This window comes from uncultured Nevskia sp., from assembly GCF_903885465.1.
GTDB lineage: Bacteria > Pseudomonadota > Gammaproteobacteria > Nevskiales > Nevskiaceae > Nevskia.
Map to the genome: position 1 here is coordinate 1 of NZ_CAISIQ010000174.1, position 15,053 is coordinate 15,053.

15 protein-coding genes are annotated in these 15,053 nt (G+C 65.6%); 6 read left to right on the top strand and 9 right to left on the bottom strand.

The genetic code is table 11. The features are described 5' to 3' along the window. A partial coding sequence (locus tag QZY06_RS06555) for an RNA polymerase sigma factor region1.1 domain-containing protein (protein WP_295681857.1) occupies window positions 1-1,176 on the bottom strand: 1,176 nt, incomplete at its 3' end. 187 nt (window positions 1,177-1,363) lie between these two features. Here QZY06_RS06555 and QZY06_RS06560 point away from each other — a divergent pair. Further along, a complete protein-coding gene (locus tag QZY06_RS06560) occupies window positions 1,364-1,807 on the top strand; it encodes a hypothetical protein (RefSeq protein ID WP_295681860.1) in 444 nt (147 codons plus the stop codon). 13 nt (window positions 1,808-1,820) lie between these two features. Here QZY06_RS06560 and dnaG read toward each other — a convergent pair whose 3' ends face one another. The 3 genes from dnaG to rpsU all read right to left on the bottom strand — a co-directional run bounded on the left by dnaG (window position 1,821) and on the right by rpsU (window position 4,446). Beyond that, window positions 1,821-3,572 (bottom strand): DNA primase, encoded by a 1,752-nt coding sequence (dnaG, locus tag QZY06_RS06565; RefSeq protein WP_295681862.1) that lies wholly within the window; start codon window positions 3,570-3,572, stop codon window positions 1,821-1,823. A 98-nt stretch (window positions 3,573-3,670) separates the two neighbouring features. Next, a complete protein-coding gene (locus tag QZY06_RS06570; protein ID WP_293392636.1) occupies window positions 3,671-4,117 on the bottom strand; it encodes a GatB/YqeY domain-containing protein in 447 nt (148 codons plus the stop codon). 119 nt (window positions 4,118-4,236) lie between these two features. Continuing rightward, window positions 4,237-4,446, bottom strand: coding sequence for a 30S ribosomal protein S21 (rpsU, locus tag QZY06_RS06575; protein WP_295681890.1), 210 nt, complete (start codon window positions 4,444-4,446; stop codon window positions 4,237-4,239). A 130-nt stretch (window positions 4,447-4,576) separates the two neighbouring features. On the opposite strand from rpsU, the gene tsaD reads away from it, so the two are divergent. From tsaD to QZY06_RS06590, 3 genes are read left to right on the top strand one after another with little or no spacing between them, the layout of a single operon-like run. Beyond that, on the top strand, window positions 4,577-5,599 hold the full coding sequence (gene tsaD / locus QZY06_RS06580) for a tRNA (adenosine(37)-N6)-threonylcarbamoyltransferase complex transferase subunit TsaD (protein WP_367275578.1): 1,023 nt from the start codon (window positions 4,577-4,579) through the stop codon (window positions 5,597-5,599). A 53-nt stretch (window positions 5,600-5,652) separates the two neighbouring features. Beyond that, the gene (folB, locus tag QZY06_RS06585; RefSeq protein WP_295681868.1) at window positions 5,653-6,036 is read left to right on the top strand and encodes a dihydroneopterin aldolase; all 384 of its coding nucleotides are present in this window, start codon (window positions 5,653-5,655) and stop codon (window positions 6,034-6,036) included. Between the two features lie 41 nt (window positions 6,037-6,077). Further along, a complete protein-coding gene (locus tag QZY06_RS06590; protein WP_295681870.1) occupies window positions 6,078-6,485 on the top strand; it encodes a hypothetical protein in 408 nt (135 codons plus the stop codon). 21 nt (window positions 6,486-6,506) lie between these two features. On the opposite strand, the gene QZY06_RS06595 is transcribed toward QZY06_RS06590, so the two are convergent. Further along, entirely contained in the window at window positions 6,507-6,833 is a 327-nt protein-coding gene (locus tag QZY06_RS06595; protein ID WP_295681873.1) for a hypothetical protein, read from the bottom strand. A gap of 38 nt (window positions 6,834-6,871) precedes the next feature. Then, window positions 6,872-8,233, bottom strand: a complete 1,362-nt coding sequence (gene pmbA / locus QZY06_RS06600; RefSeq protein WP_295681876.1) for a metalloprotease PmbA — start codon at window positions 8,231-8,233, stop codon at window positions 6,872-6,874. Between the two features lie 135 nt (window positions 8,234-8,368). Here pmbA and QZY06_RS06605 point away from each other — a divergent pair, with 135 nt between their 5' ends. Next, a complete protein-coding gene (locus QZY06_RS06605; RefSeq protein ID WP_295681879.1) occupies window positions 8,369-9,184 on the top strand; it encodes a crotonase/enoyl-CoA hydratase family protein in 816 nt (271 codons plus the stop codon). A gap of 69 nt (window positions 9,185-9,253) precedes the next feature. Here the strand turns inward: QZY06_RS06605 and QZY06_RS06610 are convergent, their stop codons facing one another. From QZY06_RS06610 to QZY06_RS06620, 3 genes are all read right to left on the bottom strand, one after another. Next, the gene (locus tag QZY06_RS06610; protein WP_295681881.1) at window positions 9,254-11,722 is read right to left on the bottom strand and encodes a DUF4394 domain-containing protein; all 2,469 of its coding nucleotides are present in this window, start codon (window positions 11,720-11,722) and stop codon (window positions 9,254-9,256) included. Between the two features lie 267 nt (window positions 11,723-11,989). After that, a complete protein-coding gene (gene mpl, locus QZY06_RS06615; protein WP_295681884.1) occupies window positions 11,990-13,345 on the bottom strand; it encodes a UDP-N-acetylmuramate:L-alanyl-gamma-D-glutamyl-meso-diaminopimelate ligase in 1,356 nt (451 codons plus the stop codon). Window positions 13,346-13,348: 3 nt separating this feature from the next. Next, window positions 13,349-13,972, bottom strand: coding sequence for a hypothetical protein (locus QZY06_RS06620; protein ID WP_293392663.1), 624 nt, complete (start codon window positions 13,970-13,972; stop codon window positions 13,349-13,351). A gap of 182 nt (window positions 13,973-14,154) precedes the next feature. On the opposite strand from QZY06_RS06620, the gene rnd reads away from it, so the two are divergent. Continuing rightward, on the top strand, window positions 14,155-15,053 hold an 899-nt coding region (gene rnd / locus QZY06_RS06625; RefSeq protein ID WP_295681887.1), incomplete at its 3' end, for a ribonuclease D.

A 15,053-nucleotide genomic window follows, 5' to 3' on the forward strand; every position in this document is an offset into this window, starting at 1 on the left:
GATGGAGATGACCAGGCGCAGGTTGGCCTCGACCATTTCCTTCTTGGCGCGGCGGGCCTTGGCCTCGCCCACCGTCATGCGGCGGTAGATGTCCTTGATCTCGTCGATCGACAGCAGGTTGTCGCCTTCGATCTGGGTCAGCTGGTCCTGCAGCAGCTTGATGTCGTCCTTCTTGGTCGCCAGCGCTGCCGAATACTTGCGCTTGGCGCGGATCGCCTTTTCCAGCCAGCCGAGATCGGCCGTGGCGCCTTCGCGGTACTTGACCAGGAATTCTTCGCGCGACATGCCGCATTCGGCCACGCAGATGCGCAGCACCGAACGCTCGATCGACCGGATCAGCTCGACCTTGTTGCGCAGATTGTTGGTGACTTCGACGACGATCTTCGGCGACAGCCGGAAGGTCATGATCAGATCGGCCACCGCGGCGCGGCGGGCCTGCGTCTTCTTGCTGGAGGTGCCGAGGCGAAGCAGCGAGTCCCAAGCCTCGTCGTAGAGCGCCTGCAGCTTGCCGAAGTTCTCCGCACACAGGACCGGATCCGGACCCGTATCGACGGCTTCTTCTTCTTCCTCTTCGGCAGCGCCTTCGACCACTTCCGGCTCGATTTCGGCGACTTCCGGCGGCAGCACTTCTTCGGGCGCGGCCGGCACCGGCGCGTTCGGATCGAAGAAACCAACCACGACTTCGGCCAGACGCTTCTTGCCGTTGACGGCGTTGTCGTACTGTTCGAGCAGGATCGCTACCGTTTCCGGGTAGCTGGCCATCGCGTACAGCGCTTCGCCCAAGCCTTCCTCAATGCGCTTGGCGATGCGGATTTCGCCCTCGCGATCTAGCAGCTCGACCGAACCCATCTCGCGCATGTACATGCGCACCGGATCGGTGGTGCGGCCGAACTCGGAATCGCTGGCGGCAAGCGCGGCAGCGGCTTCCTCGGCGGCTTCTTCGTCGTCTTCGGCGGCGGCAACGGCCGGCTCGCTGAACAGCTGGGCCTCGGTGTCCGGGGCTTCGTCATGGACCGGAATGCCCATGCCCTGGATCATCGTGATGACGTCGTCGATCTGCTCTGAATCGACGATTTCAGGCAGGCTGTCGGACACTTCGGCAAAGGTCAGGAAGCCCTTTTCCTTGCCGAGCGCGATCAGGTTCTTGATCTGGGATTGCTGGTCAGCTGCTGCCATCTGAATACTCTTGCGTGAAACCGGCGTGTGTGGCGTCGGTCAAGAACTGCGCAGTTTACTGGATTCGGCGGTCAATCAGCCAGCCAGATGCGCAGAGATGGGGGCAAGGCCGGCGCTTGCAAGCGCCGCGCATCCGCTCGTTGCCGGCCGGCGTAAGCCTTCGGGACGACATCAGAGCGCGACCCCAATGACCATTTCCACGGTTTTTCGTTCGGCATCCGGCATTGCCGTGCTGCTGACGGCCATTGCATCGGCTGCTGCGATGGCCGCTCCGCGCAATGAGTCCGCGGCCACTGCGGCTGGCTTGGCGCTGGTGGAAGCTGCAGCCAGCGGCCAGGTCGACGAAGCATTCAAGACCGCAGCGACGCTGGGCCGCGCCAATGATTCGGCATTGGCTGTTGCGCTCGATGCCCAGCAACGCACGCTGACCCCGTTGAGCACCAGCCTCGGCGCGCCGACGCGGCCGGTCCGGCTGCAGCCGATCGAAGCGACGATCTTCAGCGGCTGCATCAACCGGGAATATCGAGCGGTCTACGCCGGCGGCGAGCAGCGCTGGCGCCTCAAGTTCCGCCGCGGCGCCGGCGGTTGGGCACTTGCCGATCTGGCGGTGATCAGCGAACCGTCGAGCTGAGTCTGTTCAAGACTCAGGGTCGCTGCATCAGCGCCATCAGTTCGGCCTGCTCGGCCGGTTCCAGCGAGCGCTCGCGGGCAGTGTCGAGCAGCGCCTGCTGACGTTCGCGGATCGCCCGCTTGCGCAGATGCGTCAGGCAGTCGAGAAACTCCGCCTCCAGCGAGGCATCGGCGATGGTCAGCGGCATGGCGCTGATGCGCATCAGCGCTGCACCGCGCGCGGTGCCGCGATGCAGTTCCAGCCACTGCGCTGCGTGAGCTTCCGGGTTCTCGCGGAAGAACTCGATGGTGTCGATCAGGATATCCAGGCCGGGCTGGGCGAGCATCTCGATCTGGCCGAGATGTTCGGCCTTGGCTGCCAAAGCCGGTTCTTCCAGCAGCAGTTGCAGCGCGATCCGCACCGGTTTCGCGCCGGGGCTTTCGACTCGTCGCGTGTTGTCGTTCGGCGCCGAGGAGGCTGCGGCCTCGGGCTTCGCTCTGGCTGCCAGTGCTGCCTCGAGATCGCCGCGACCAAGGCGCGTCAGCCGCGCTAGTTCATCGACGATCAGCGCGCGCAGCGGCCCATCACGCAGTTTCTCGACATGCGGGCGGGCGAGGCCCGGCAAACGGGCGCGGCCATCGAGGGTGGCGATGTTGACCTGCTTCTGAAGCTCGCCGAGCAGGAAATCGGATAGCGGCTGCGCCTGCTCGATCAGCACGCGGAAGGCATCGGCGCCGATCTCCTGGACCAGCGAATCTGGGTCGTGGCCGTCGGGCAGGAACATGAAGCGGCACTCGCGGTTATCGAACACTTCCGGCAGCGCCTGTTCCAGCGCGCGCCATGCGGCCGAGCGGCCGGCCCGGTCGCCATCGAAACAGAACACCACGCGCTGGGTCGACTTGAACAGCAGGGTCAGATGCTCGCGCGTGGTCGCCGTGCCGAGCGTGGCGACCGCATTGCGGATGCCGTGCTGCGCGAGCATGACCACATCCATGTAGCCCTCGACGACCAGCAGGGAGCTGAGTTCCGATTTCGTCGACTGCTTCGCTTCGAACAGACCGAACAGATTGCGACCCTTGTGGAACAGCGGCGTCTCCGGCGAGTTCAGATACTTCGCCGGATCGTTCGCCAGGGTGCGGCCACCGAAGCCGATCGTGCGACCGCGAGTGTCGCGGATCGGGAACATCACGCGGTTGCGGAAGCGATCGTAGGCACCACCGCCTCCACCGTCGCGCTCGATCAGCAGGCCGGCGTCCATCGCATGCTTGCGCTGGCCATCGGCCTCGGGAAACAGGCGAGTCAGCGCATCCCAGGATTCGGGTGCGAAGCCGACATTGAACAGCTTGGCCGTCTCGCCATCGAGGCCGCGTTTCTTCAGATAGTCGATCGCCGGTTGATGCGTGCGCAGCTGGCTGCGGTAGAACTTCTCGGCGACTGCCAGCGCGTCGAGCGGCCCATCGAGCACCAGGCGGCTGACTTCGTTGCCGCCTTCGCGTGGGACGTCCACACCCGCACGCTTGGCCAGTTCTTCGACCGCTTCGACGAAGCTCAGGCGATCGTTTTCCATCAGGAAGGTGATCGCCGTGCCGTTCTTGCCGGACGAAAAATCGAAGAACATCTGCTTCGCCGGATTGACGAAGAACGAGGGTGATTTCTCGTTGGTGAACGGCGACAGGCCCTTGTACTCGCGGCCGGCGCGCTTCAGTTCGACGCGTGAGCCGACGACCTCGACGATGTCGATGCGCGTCAGCAGGTCTTGAATGAAGGAGTCGGGGATACGGGACATGACTGCAGTGTCCAGTGCCTAGTGGTCGGTGGCTAGTAGAAAAACTGAAAACCGACGGCTTCTACCAACCCCTAATCACTGACCACGAGCCACTGCTTCTAGGCGAGCTTGGCCTTGATCAGCCCGGACAGCTTGCCCATATCGGTCTTGCCGGCGACCTGCGGCTTCAGCCAGGCCATGACCTTGCCCATCTCCTTCATGCCGACGGCACCGGTTTCGGTGATGCCCTGGGCGATCAGCGCACCGACTTCCTCGTCACTCAGCTGCTGCGGCAGGTAGCCGGTCAGCACGACGATTTCCGCCGCTTCGATGGCGGCGAGGTCTGGCCGGTTGCCGGCAAGGAACTGCGATTCCGAATCGCGACGCTGCTTGAGCATCTTTTCGAGCGTAGCAATCACCACGGCATCGGTCAGCTCGACACTGTCGACGACTTCACGGTTCTTCATTTCCGAAGTCAGCATGCGCAGCACGCCGAGGCGCGCCTTGTCGCCAGCCTTCATCGCCAGCTTCACGTCTTCGGTGATGCGGGTCTTGAGATCGGTCATGGAGGGTCGCCTGAAAATGGAATCGTGATAAACACAAATCGCGCCCTTGGGCGCGATTTGGAGATCAGCTGAACGGTTGAATAGTCCGCGCCATGGATGGCGCGGCTTTCAACAGGCCGTTAGTACAGCCGGATCTGCTTCGAGGTTTCGCGAGAAACCTTCTTGGCCTGACGCTTAACAGCAGCAGCGCGCTTGCGCTCCTGGCTCGGCTTTTCGAAGAATTCCTTCTTGCGGAGGTCGGTCAGAACGCCGGCCTTTTCACAGGTACGCTTGAAACGGCGAAGAGCAACTTCAAAGGGCTCGTTATCGCGGACGCGGACATTCGGCATCAGTTCACTCTCAACAGCGGACAAAAACGGAATTAGGGAAGCGCTCTGATCAACAGGCAGATCAGGAGGGGCGCAAAGTCTAGTCAATCGTCGGCTGTAAAGCAACGCGCCATGCCCCACAATGCTCGGCATGCGTGTTCTCGGCCTCGAAACCTCCTGTGATGAAACCGCCGCCGCCATCTATGGCGGCGAGGCGGGTCTGCTCGCCCACGTGCTGCACAGTCAGGCAGCGATGCACGCCGAGTATGGCGGCGTGGTGCCTGAGCTTGCTGCCCGAGACCATGTCGGCCGCATCCAGATGCTGGTGGCTGCCGTGCTCGCCGAGGCAGGCCTGGTAGCGTCCGATCTCGATGGCATCGCCTACACGGCCGGCCCGGGCCTGATCGGCGCCCTGCTGGTGGGCGGTGCGTTCGCGGCTGGTCTGGCCGCTGCCATCGAAAAGCCCTTGCTGCCGATCCATCACCTGGAAGGTCATCTGCTGGCGCCAATGCTGGAAACGCCGCGCCCGCAATTCCCGTTCGTGGCGTTGCTGGTCTCCGGCGGCCACACGATGCTGGCGCGGGTCGACGGCGTGGGTTGCTACGAGATTCTTGGCGAGACGCTCGACGACGCGGCTGGCGAAGCGTTCGACAAGACGGCGAAAGCGCTGGGCCTGCCGTATCCCGGCGGCCCGGAACTGGCGAAGTTGGCGAAGGACGGCCGACCCGGTGTGTTCCGCTTCTCGCGGCCGATGACCGATCGCCCCGGGCTCGAGTTCAGCTTCAGCGGACTGAAGACCGCTGTGCTGAACCAGTTGAAACCGGATTTCGACAGCCAGGCCAAGGCCGATCTCGCCCGCGCCTTCGAAGAAGCGGTGACCGATACCCTGGCGATCAAGTGCGAACGCGCGCTCGACGCGACTGGCCTGAGCGCGCTGGTCGTCGCCGGCGGTGTCGGCGCCAACCAACGTCTGCGCGCCCGACTCAAAGTAGCGACCGACAAGCGCGGCGCCGGCCTGTTCTTTCCGCGCCCCGAGTTCTGTACCGACAACGCGGCGATGATCGCCTACGCGGGTTGGGCGCGGCTGTCGGTCGGCGAGCGCAGCGCTGGCTTGCCAGCGCGTGCACGCTGGCCGCTGCATGAGCTGCGCGCGCCAGCACTCGCAACGGCCTGATCGCCGCATCTTCTGCGCTTCGTTCCCCAACTCACGTCACCACGATCCGACTCATGCCGCTCGACACTGTCTTCATCCAGGCGCTGCAAATCGAAACCATCATCGGCATTCACGCCCATGAGCAGAACGCACCGCGTCCGCTGCTGATCGATCTGGAGATGGGCACCGACATTCGTGAAGCCGCATCGAGCGATCGCATCCGTGATGCCATCGACTACAGCGCGGTTGCCGACGCGATCATCCGGCTTGCCGCCGAGCGCCGCTTCCAGTTGCTGGAAACCCTGGCCGAAACCCTGGCGCGGATGCTGTTCGAGCGTTTCCCGATCGCCAGCCTGCGGATGACCATCGGCAAGCCCGGCGCGGTCGATGCGGCGCGCACCGTTGGCGTGCGCGTCGATCGTCGGCGGGAGGATTACGCCGCCTGCGGCGTGCGCTGACGGTTATCCTGTAAGCCCGTCTGTTTCGTCGAGCGCCCGTCATGAAGAAACTGCAACGCATCGAGCTGCTGAAGGACTTCATCCAGGAAGCCGTCGATCGCGGCGCGACCTCGGTGCAGGCGGTGCATGAGTACATCGCCGATCTGCCGTTCGAAGCGCTGGAGCAGACCGGCCTGCTGACCGAAGACAAGACCGGGCTGCGCCAGAAGCAGCAGCAGACCATCGGCGTGGTTTACGACGCGATCCGGCGCATCAACCGCGAGATCGGCCAGCTGATTTCCGATCAGTTCGAGAACATCGAAGAGTCGACCGAGGCTGCTTCGCGCATGGCGCCGGAGCCGCCCGCCAGCAAGCCTGCTGCGCCGCGCAAGGCGGCACCGAAGGCCGCGAAGAAGACCGTCAAGAAAGCTGCGCCCAGGAAGGCAGCAGCGAAAAAGAAGGCTGGCTGAGCAAGCCCCTTCAGGCCGGAACTAGTCGCAGACCGGCAGCAGCACGCCGCGTGATACCCAGGCACCGGCTTTGCGCTCGAACTGGTAGGCCGTCGAGCCGCCGCAGCCCGGATTAACGAGGCTGTTCGAGGGATCGCAGACCATCACCTGGTCCTTGCCTTGGCCGAACCACAGCACCTCGGCGTTGTCCGGCAGATTGGCGCGGATCAGCAGTTCACGGCTATCGGTGGGGTCGGTGGAGAGGCGTGACCAGCTCGGACCGGCAATCGCTTCGCAATCCTGGGTGCCGCGCGAGGCGCAGCCAGCAAGCACGAGAGCAGCGGTGATCAGCAATGCAGTTCGGAACACGCGACAGATCCTTGTTTGAAATTTGACCAGAAGCCCTTTCAAGCGCCGCCGGCGACGGTCATCGCATCGATCAGCACCGAACCGCAGCGCACGCCGCCCCGGGTGTCGACATCGGAGCCGATAGCGGCGATGCCGCGGTACATGGTCGCCAGGTTGCCGGCGATGGTGATCTCGTCGACCGGGTAGGCGATGACGCCATTCTCGACCCAGAAGCCGCTGGCCGCGCGCGAATAGTCGCCGGTCACAGTGTTGACGCCCTGACCCATCAGGTCGGTGGCGATCAGGCCGTGGCCCATCTCGCGGGCCAGCGCTTCCAGGCCGCCGTCGAAGGTCGAATCGACGATCAGGTTGTAGATGCCGCCGGCATTGCCAGTCGATTCCATGCCCAGCTTGCGGGCGCTGTAGCTGCCGAGCAGATAGCCGCCGAGCACGCCGTGATCGATCAGCTGGCGTTCGGTCGTCGCCACGCCTTCCTGATCGTAGGCGCTGCTGCTGGCGCCGCGCAGCAGCCAGGGCATCTGCCGGGCGCTGACTCTCGATGCGAACACCGCTTCGCCAAGCTTGCCGTGCAGGAAACTCGCACGGCGATACAGGGAGGCGCCTGAAATCGCGCCGATGAAATGGCCGAACAGGCCGCGTGCCACCTCGGCCGGGAACAGTACCGGTGCGGTCCGCGTGCTCACCGAGCGGCCGCCGAGGCGCGCTGCAGCCCGCTCGCCGGCGCGCTTGCCGATCGCGGCAGCAGCGTCGAGATCCGCGTAACGACGCGTCGCGCTGTACCAGTGGCCGACCTGCATCGCATCGCCGTCGACCGCAATCGCGGCGCAACCCAGGCTGTAATCGGTGGCCCGGCGGCAGCCGAGGAAGCCATGGGTGTTGGCGTACAGACTCAGGGACTCGCGGGTGTCGACGCTGGCGCCTTCGGACTGGGTGATGCGCGCATCGGCCGCAAATGCCGCGGCTTCGCACTCGCGGGCGAGATCGATGGCCGCCTCCGGCTCGACGATCGCCGGGTGATAGAGATCGAGATCGGGAAACTCGCGCGCCATCCGCGCCGGATCAGCGAGGCCGATGCAGGGATCTTCGCCGCCGACCCGGGCGATCGCGCAGGCTGCTTCGACGGTGCGCTTCAGTGCGGCATCGGACAGATCCGTGGTGCTCGCGGAACCGGTGCGGTGGCCGAAGAACACGGTGACCGACAAGTCGCGGTCGCGCTGGAACTGCACTGATTCGACTTCACCCTGGCGCACCGCCACCGACAGGCCGCGGCTGACGCCGAGATAGCTTTCGGCGGCACTGGCACCGAGTGATTTCGCCAGCGCCAGCGCGGCGTGCAGGCGCGGTTCGAGGTCGCGGGCTTCGGGCAGGCTCTGAATCCGGGCCGGGGGCGTTGCAGTCATTAGCAGGGACGGAAAGGTCGCAAAGGATCGCGGCAGCTTACGGCAATCCACCGGCGTAAAGGCTGGCGAAGGCGGCGCGGGCCCGTGCGAAGATTGGTCCGCTGCCGCCACCCCATCCTCCACGAACCTGCTCCCATGAACTTCACCACGCTCAAGATCGAACTCGATGGCCCCGTTGCCCGCCTGCTGCTGAATCGGCCGGACAAGGCCAATGCGATGTCCGAAGCGATGTGGGCCGAGCTGCCGCAGGCCGCAGCCTGGCTGAACACCCAGAAGCAGGTGCGCGTGGTGATCCTGGCCGGCAGCGGCAAGCACTTCACGGCCGGCATCGATCTCGAAGTGCTGGCCGGCCTCAGCCAGCGGGTGCTGGGACCGGGCTGCCCGGCGCGGGCGCGCGAATACCTGCGCGACTGGATCCTCGGCGCCCAAGCGACGATGACTGCGATCGAGAACATCCGGGTGCCGGTGATCGCTGCGATCACCGGTGCCTGCGTCGGTGCCGGTGTCGACATGATCGCCGCCTGCGACCTGCGCTATGCGACGGCCGACGCCAAGTTCTGCATCAAGGAAGTCGACCTCGCCGTGGTCGCTGACGTCGGCACCGTGCAGCGCCTGCAGCCGATCATCGGCTACGGCCGGGTCGCCGAGCTGACCTATACCGCCGAAACCTTCGATGGCAACAAAGCCGAGCGCATCGGCCTGGTCAACGACGTGTTCGCCACGTCTGAAGCGCTGATGACGCACGTCGAAACGCTGGCCCGTGAGCTTGCGGCGAAGTCGCCAATCACTGTCCGCGGGGTCAAGAAAAGCCTGCTCTATTCGCGCGATCACACGGTCGCCGAAGGCCTGGAGTTCGTCGCCGGCTGGAACGCCGCGATGCTGATCTCGGCCGACATCCAGGAAGCGGTTGGCGCCTACCTGCAGAAGCGCAAGCCGACGTTCGCCGACTGACAAGCTCTCGGCGGAAAAGCAAAAGGCCGACCCTTTCGGGCCGGCCTTTTGCGTTACTGCAGGACGACGTCAGCGCAGATCGATCGCGATGCTGCGGATCGGCGTGCCGCCCGCCGGGCCGATCAATGCCGTGCCGCCCGCAACGCCGACCGGCGTCGCCGCACCGGTGACCAGATTGACGCGATACAGATCGGACGGGCCGCTGCCGGTGGTGTTGATCGCGGCCAGCACCAGGCCATTGGCGCCGCCGGCAATATCCAGCCCGGCATCGCCGCTGGCGGTGACGCCGAGCGGGCCGACTGCCACCAGCGTGCCGTCGTTCGGCGGCGTCTGGGTGTACAGCGTCGTCGCATCGAGGTCGTACAGCGTAGTCGTCGTGGTGCCGGCATAGCTGTTGGTGTACGCCGCCGCGACGATCTGACCGGCTGCGCCGTTGAGCATCAGATCAGCATCGGTGGCACCGGTGGCGACATTGATACGCAGATTGCTGCCGGTGCTGTCGACCACCCGCAGTCGATCCGGAACCGGATTGAAATCGACGCCGGAAATCGCACCGGCCGGCAGTGTTGTGTACAGCGGCGGCACCGTGTCGGCCGGGTTCGCGGCCAGGGTCGCCGACAGCGTAGCCAGACCCGTCGAGGTGTTGATCACGTAGATCTGGTTCAGCGAGCTGACGGCGTACAGCAGGCCGTTCGCAGGGCGGAAATCCATGCCCAGCAGTTGCTCGCCGGAGACGGTGCCGGTGATCGCCAGATCGCTGGCCGCATTCGGCGCCAGTACGTTGCCGGTCTGCGAGAACGACAGCAGGCGGTTGTCGCTGGTCAGCGCATACACCTTGAGGTTGGTGCCAGTGGTCAGCGCCAGGCCGCGCAGCGGTGCCGAGGCAGCGGTGCCGAGGCCGCCGCCGACCGTGCCGGTCAGCGTTGCCGCGCCGGTGGCCAGATTGACCGTGTACAGGCTTGAAGCCGTGGCACCGGCAGCACTGGTCGCCAGCAGCGCGGCGTTGTTGCGGCCGTCGATCAGGAAGGCATCGACCTTGCCGACATCGCCGGCGCCCAGCGCACCGATGGTGCTGGCCACGCCGCTGTTCGGATTGCCCGGATCGTCAACGATGCCGTTGGCGGGATTGTTGCCGATCTGCACCAGGGCATCGGCGCCGCTGTCGATCGCATACAGCGTTGTCGCGCCGGCCGCCGGCACCGTGTTGGTATAGGCCGCGCCGCTGAGCGAGCTTGCGCCGGAGATCGCCGTATCGGTGGTGACCAGGCATTGGCCAGCGCCGTTCAGGTTGGGATTGATGCGCAGGTTCAGGCCGTTGTCAGCAATCACCCGCAGGCGATCCGGCACCGGGTTGAAACCGACGCCGAAGCTGGCGCCAGACGGCAGCACCGAGTACGGCAGCGTGGTGTCGGCCGGATCGGTGGCCAGCGGACACAACGCGGCAGCCACACCCGCATTGCTGAGCGAGTACAGCTTGTTGTCGCTACCAAGGCCGACGATGCCGCCGGTCGATGGGCGAGTATCGATACCAAGCAGGTCGGTGCCCGCCGGCAGGCCACTGATCGCGCCGCTGGTGCACAGCTTGGTCGGCGAGCCGCGCATGAAGCTGACATAGCGGTTCGCGGTGGTCAGGCCGATCAGTTCACCCGGGGCCTGGCTGGGCGTCGCCGCGGTCTGCGGACTGGTTGCGAAGCCGGCTGCCGATTCGCCGGCGTTGAGCGTGATGCTCTTCAGCGAGGTCGCTGCGCCAGTTGCCGTGTTGATGCCATAGAGGCTGGACGCGCCGGCCGTGGTCATCACCGCGTAGGCGGTATTGGTGCCATCGGCAGCGGTCGCGATCCCGAAGCCGTCGACGGAATCGACATCGAGGCCCAGGCCGCCAATCGCCGTCAGCACGCCATCATTCGGCGGGTTCTGCAGAAGCAGTCGATCACTGGCCGGATCGATCGTGAACTGCTGGGTGCGGCAGGCAGCGTTGAAGGCATTGGTGTACGCGGTACCCGAGGCGCCGGCGGCTGCGCCGTTCAGCGCGGTGTCGGTGATCGTCAGGCCGGTATCGATATTGATGCGCAGGTTCTGGCCCGCGTCCGAAATCACGCGTAGGCGATCGGGAACCGGGTTGAAGTCGATGCCGAAACGGGCGCCGGTCAGGCCGGTATATGGCACCGTCGTGTCGGTCGGGTCGGCGGCCAGCGTGCTGACCGCGATCGCCGCACCGGTGGTGGGATCGAGCCGGACGATGCGGGCACCCGCGGGTCCATTGACCAGCGCGTAGAGCAGGCCGTTGCGCGGGCGGAACGCGAGATCGAGCACTGTTTCACCGGCGGCGAGGCCGCTGATCGCAGCGCTGAACAGCGTGCCGCCGGAGCCGGCGAGATTGATGCCGAGCAGACGGTTGGCGCTGGTGACCACATAGCTGTCGGTGATCACCGGAGAAGTGGGCGGCGGGGTTCCGGGAGGCCCGTCCTCCTTGCTGTCGCAGCCGGACAGGAACAGCGCGGCAGCAGCCAGGGCCCAACTCTTGTGGCGCGTCAGCATGATCAATCTCCATGAGTTCAGTGCACAGCCAGCGGTTGCCGGCATCCTTGTGGTTCGAGACCGCGCAAGAAACAGCGCGGCCGCGCTGGCCCCCGCTCACCTGTGTTTCGGAAGGTGGAAGCGCGGTAGGCCCACGAGTCTGCGTACACCGATTGCGAGGAATCGGATGCGCAAAATGGCGATGAAAAATCACATGGCCGACTTTCGTCGGAGACATGTAAAAAGTGTGTTATTTCAACGTCATGAATATGACGATTTTTAGCTGACTCAGGTCTTCAGCAGATCGAGCAGCCGCTGGTGCAAGCCGCCGAAATCGCCGTTGGTCATCACCAGCACGCGGTCGCCCGGGCGGGCTTCGGCGGCGATCGCGGTGGCGAGTTCGGTCAGATCGCCGTGCAGGCGCAGCCGTGCGCCGACCTCTGCCAGCGCGCTGCCGGCGTCCCATTGCAGATCGGGCCTGGCGTAGACGAAGGCGAGATCGGCATCGGCGAGGCTGTCGGCGAGATCACCGCCGGCGTGCCCGCCGAGTCGCATGGTGTTCGAGCGCGGTTCGAGCACGGCGAGGATGCGGCCGGGGCCGCGTTCGCGCAGGCCGGCGAGGGTGACGCTGATCGCCGTCGGGTGATGAGCGAAATCGTCGAACACTTCGATGCCGCGCGCGGTGCCGAGCAGTTCCAGCCGACGCTTGATGCCGCGAAACGATTCGAGACCGCGCAGCGCGTCAGCCGTCGATACGCCGACATGCGCCGCCGCCGCGATTGCCGCCAGTGCATTGGCGCGGTTGTGTGGCCCGGCCAGCGGCGTGCGCGCTGCGCCCAGCGTTTCGCCGCGGTAGCCGAGGGCGAAGCCGTCTGCGCTGCGCGTCGCCTGCCAGCCGCGCGCGTCGCGGCCTTCGCCATCGAACCACTCGATGCCGGACCAGGCGCCCATGGCCAGCACCCGAGGCAGATTCAGATCCTGCGCGTTGACGATCAGCTGCCCCTCGCCGGGCACGGTGCGCACCAGGTGATGGAACTGTCTTTCGATTGCGGCCAGATCCGGAAAGATATCGGCGTGGTCGTATTCGAGGTTGTTCAGGATCGCGGTGCGCGGCCGGTAGTGGACGAATTTCGAGCGCTTGTCGAAGAACGCGGTGTCGTATTCGTCAGCCTCGATGACGAAGCACTTGCCCTTGCCGAGCCTGGCCGACAGACCGAAGTTGACCGGCACGCCGCCGACCAGAAAGCCCGGTTCCAGCCCGGCTTCTTCGAGCAGCCAGGCAAGCAGGCTGGTGGTCGTGGTCTTGCCGTGGGTGCCGGCGACCGCCAGCACGTGGCGGCCCCTCAGCACATGTGCCGCCAGCCATTCGGGGCCGGAGACATACGGCAGGCCAGCGTTCAGCACGTGCTCCATCGCCGGATTGCCGCGGCTGACGACATTGCCGACCACGACCACGTCAGGAGCCGGATCGAGATGTTCGGCCAGATAGCCAGGCATCACCGCGATGCCGAGCTTTTCCAGCTGCGTCGACATCGGCGGCCAGCCGTTGGCGTCGGAGCCGGTGACCTTGTGGCCGGCCTCGCGGGCGAGCGCGGCGATGCCGGCCATGAAGGTGCCGCAGATACCCAGAATATGCAGGTGCACGACTCAGGCACCTCCGCCGAAGATCAGCTTCAGTACCGGCCCGGCGAACGCGACCAGCAGCACCACGTTCATCACGCAGAGCAGCGCCAGCACGCCGGCGCCGAAATAGCCGAGGTTGGCGGCCTGGCGCAGCACGTGGCTGGTGACGGCGAAGAACCAGATGGTCAGCAGATCGAGCAGCAGAGAAGCACCGCCGGGCAGATCCGGCATCTGATCCGGGCTGATGGTCAGCGGCGCACCGCCGGCGGGAATGGCGTCCTGCGCCACGCGCAGCGATTCCAGGAACGCCATCATCCCCGGCATGATCGCTGCCATCGGCAGGCTCATGATCAGCAGCAGTACCGAACCGGTGGCGAGCAGTGCATTGCGCGTCTGCACGTAGCGAGGTTCGAGGCCGCGCAGCCGCAAGGTAGTACGGACGAACATCGACAGGGCAGCCGTGGCGATCACGCCGCTGGCCAGCGCCATCGCCAGTGGCAGCATCTGGCCGAGTACGGCCGCCGTCGCGACGATGCCGAGAACGATGCAGCCACGGCTCAAGCCCGGGTCTTCGCGATAGGGGAAATCGGCCGGGCCGGCACGGAACAGCAGGATCTTCAGCGTTGCCTGGAACGCCTCGCTCAGCATCGGAATAGGGAATCGTCGGTACGGGAAAGCCGCATTCTAAGCGGCCTGCCAAAGGCTCAGTCGTCCGATGCGCATGCACGCCGGGCCGGTTGATGCTGCCGTCGAGCGCGGACCGTCGACGAGCCTGTCGGGATGCGCGTTGCTTCGTGCGAAACTGCCGCGCAAATCCACGAGACTCGACCTTGAACGCCGCTGTTGAACTGATCGTCACCGCCGATGCACTCGCGGCTAGAGTCGAAGGCTGGAAGCACCGCCCCTGGCTGGCCCTGGATACCGAGTTTCTTCGCGAAGACACCTACCACCCGATCCTCTGCCTGGTGCAGGTTGGCGACGGTGAGTCCGATGTCTGCATCGACACCCTGGCGCTGGCACCCGAAGCCCTGAAGTCGCTGTGGGCACTGCTTGCGGCGCCGGCGATCACCAAGGTGCTGCATGCGCCCTCGCAGGATCTGGAGATTTTCGTTCGGCTCGGCGGCGATACCGTCACGCCGCTGTTCGATACCCAGATTGCCGCGGCACTGCTCGGCCATGGCGACCAGCTGGGTTATGCGGCCCTGGTCGACAAGCTGCTCGGCATCAAGCTCGACAAGAGCCTGACTCGCACCGACTGGTCGCGCCGGCCATTGACCGGTCCGGAGCTGGCCTATGCCGCTGCCGATGTCCGACATCTGTCGGAAATCCATCCGCGCATGCGCGAGGAACTGATTGCTCTCGGCCGGCTGGGCTGGCTGCAGGAAGACTGCGCACGGCTGGCCGAGCCGGCGCGCTACCGCAATCCGCCGAACGAAGCCTGGAAGCGTCTGAAAGGGCTGGGACGGATGCCGCCCGCGGCGCAGCCGGTGGCGATGGCGCTGGCCGGCTGGCGCGAGCGCATCGCCCAGGAGCGTGATCGCCCGCGCAAATGGATCCTCGATGACGACGCGCTGTACCGCATCGCCGAACGCGCGCCGCGCGATCTCGAAGAACTGGCGGCGCTGAAGGTGCTGCCGGTCAAGACCGTCGAACGTCACGGTCAGGCGCTGACATCTCTGGTTGCCGCTGCGCAGGCCGAAGCGCCACGACCGGCTCTGGTCGACGAGCC

Bases quoted from the DNA above. Each gene is read 5' to 3' on its own strand.
- QZY06_RS06560 (WP_295681860.1), top strand. From the start codon at position 1,364: ATGACCATTTCCACGGTTTTTCGTTCGGCATCCGGCATTGCCGTGCTG.
- dnaG (WP_295681862.1), bottom strand. From the start codon at position 3,572: ATGTCCCGTATCCCCGACTCCTTCATTCAAGACCTGCTGACGCGCATC.
- QZY06_RS06570 (WP_293392636.1), bottom strand. From the start codon at position 4,117: ATGACCGATCTCAAGACCCGCATCACCGAAGACGTGAAGCTGGCGATG.
- rpsU (WP_295681890.1), bottom strand. From the start codon at position 4,446: ATGCCGAATGTCCGCGTCCGCGATAACGAGCCCTTTGAAGTTGCTCTT.
- tsaD (WP_367275578.1), top strand. From the start codon at position 4,577: ATGCGTGTTCTCGGCCTCGAAACCTCCTGTGATGAAACCGCCGCCGCC.
- folB (WP_295681868.1), top strand. From the start codon at position 5,653: ATGCCGCTCGACACTGTCTTCATCCAGGCGCTGCAAATCGAAACCATC.
- QZY06_RS06590 (WP_295681870.1), top strand. From the start codon at position 6,078: ATGAAGAAACTGCAACGCATCGAGCTGCTGAAGGACTTCATCCAGGAA.
- pmbA (WP_295681876.1), bottom strand. From the start codon at position 8,233: ATGACTGCAACGCCCCCGGCCCGGATTCAGAGCCTGCCCGAAGCCCGC.
- QZY06_RS06605 (WP_295681879.1), top strand. From the start codon at position 8,369: ATGAACTTCACCACGCTCAAGATCGAACTCGATGGCCCCGTTGCCCGC.
- QZY06_RS06610 (WP_295681881.1), bottom strand. From the start codon at position 11,722: ATGCTGACGCGCCACAAGAGTTGGGCCCTGGCTGCTGCCGCGCTGTTC.
- QZY06_RS06620 (WP_293392663.1), bottom strand. From the start codon at position 13,972: ATGCTGAGCGAGGCGTTCCAGGCAACGCTGAAGATCCTGCTGTTCCGT.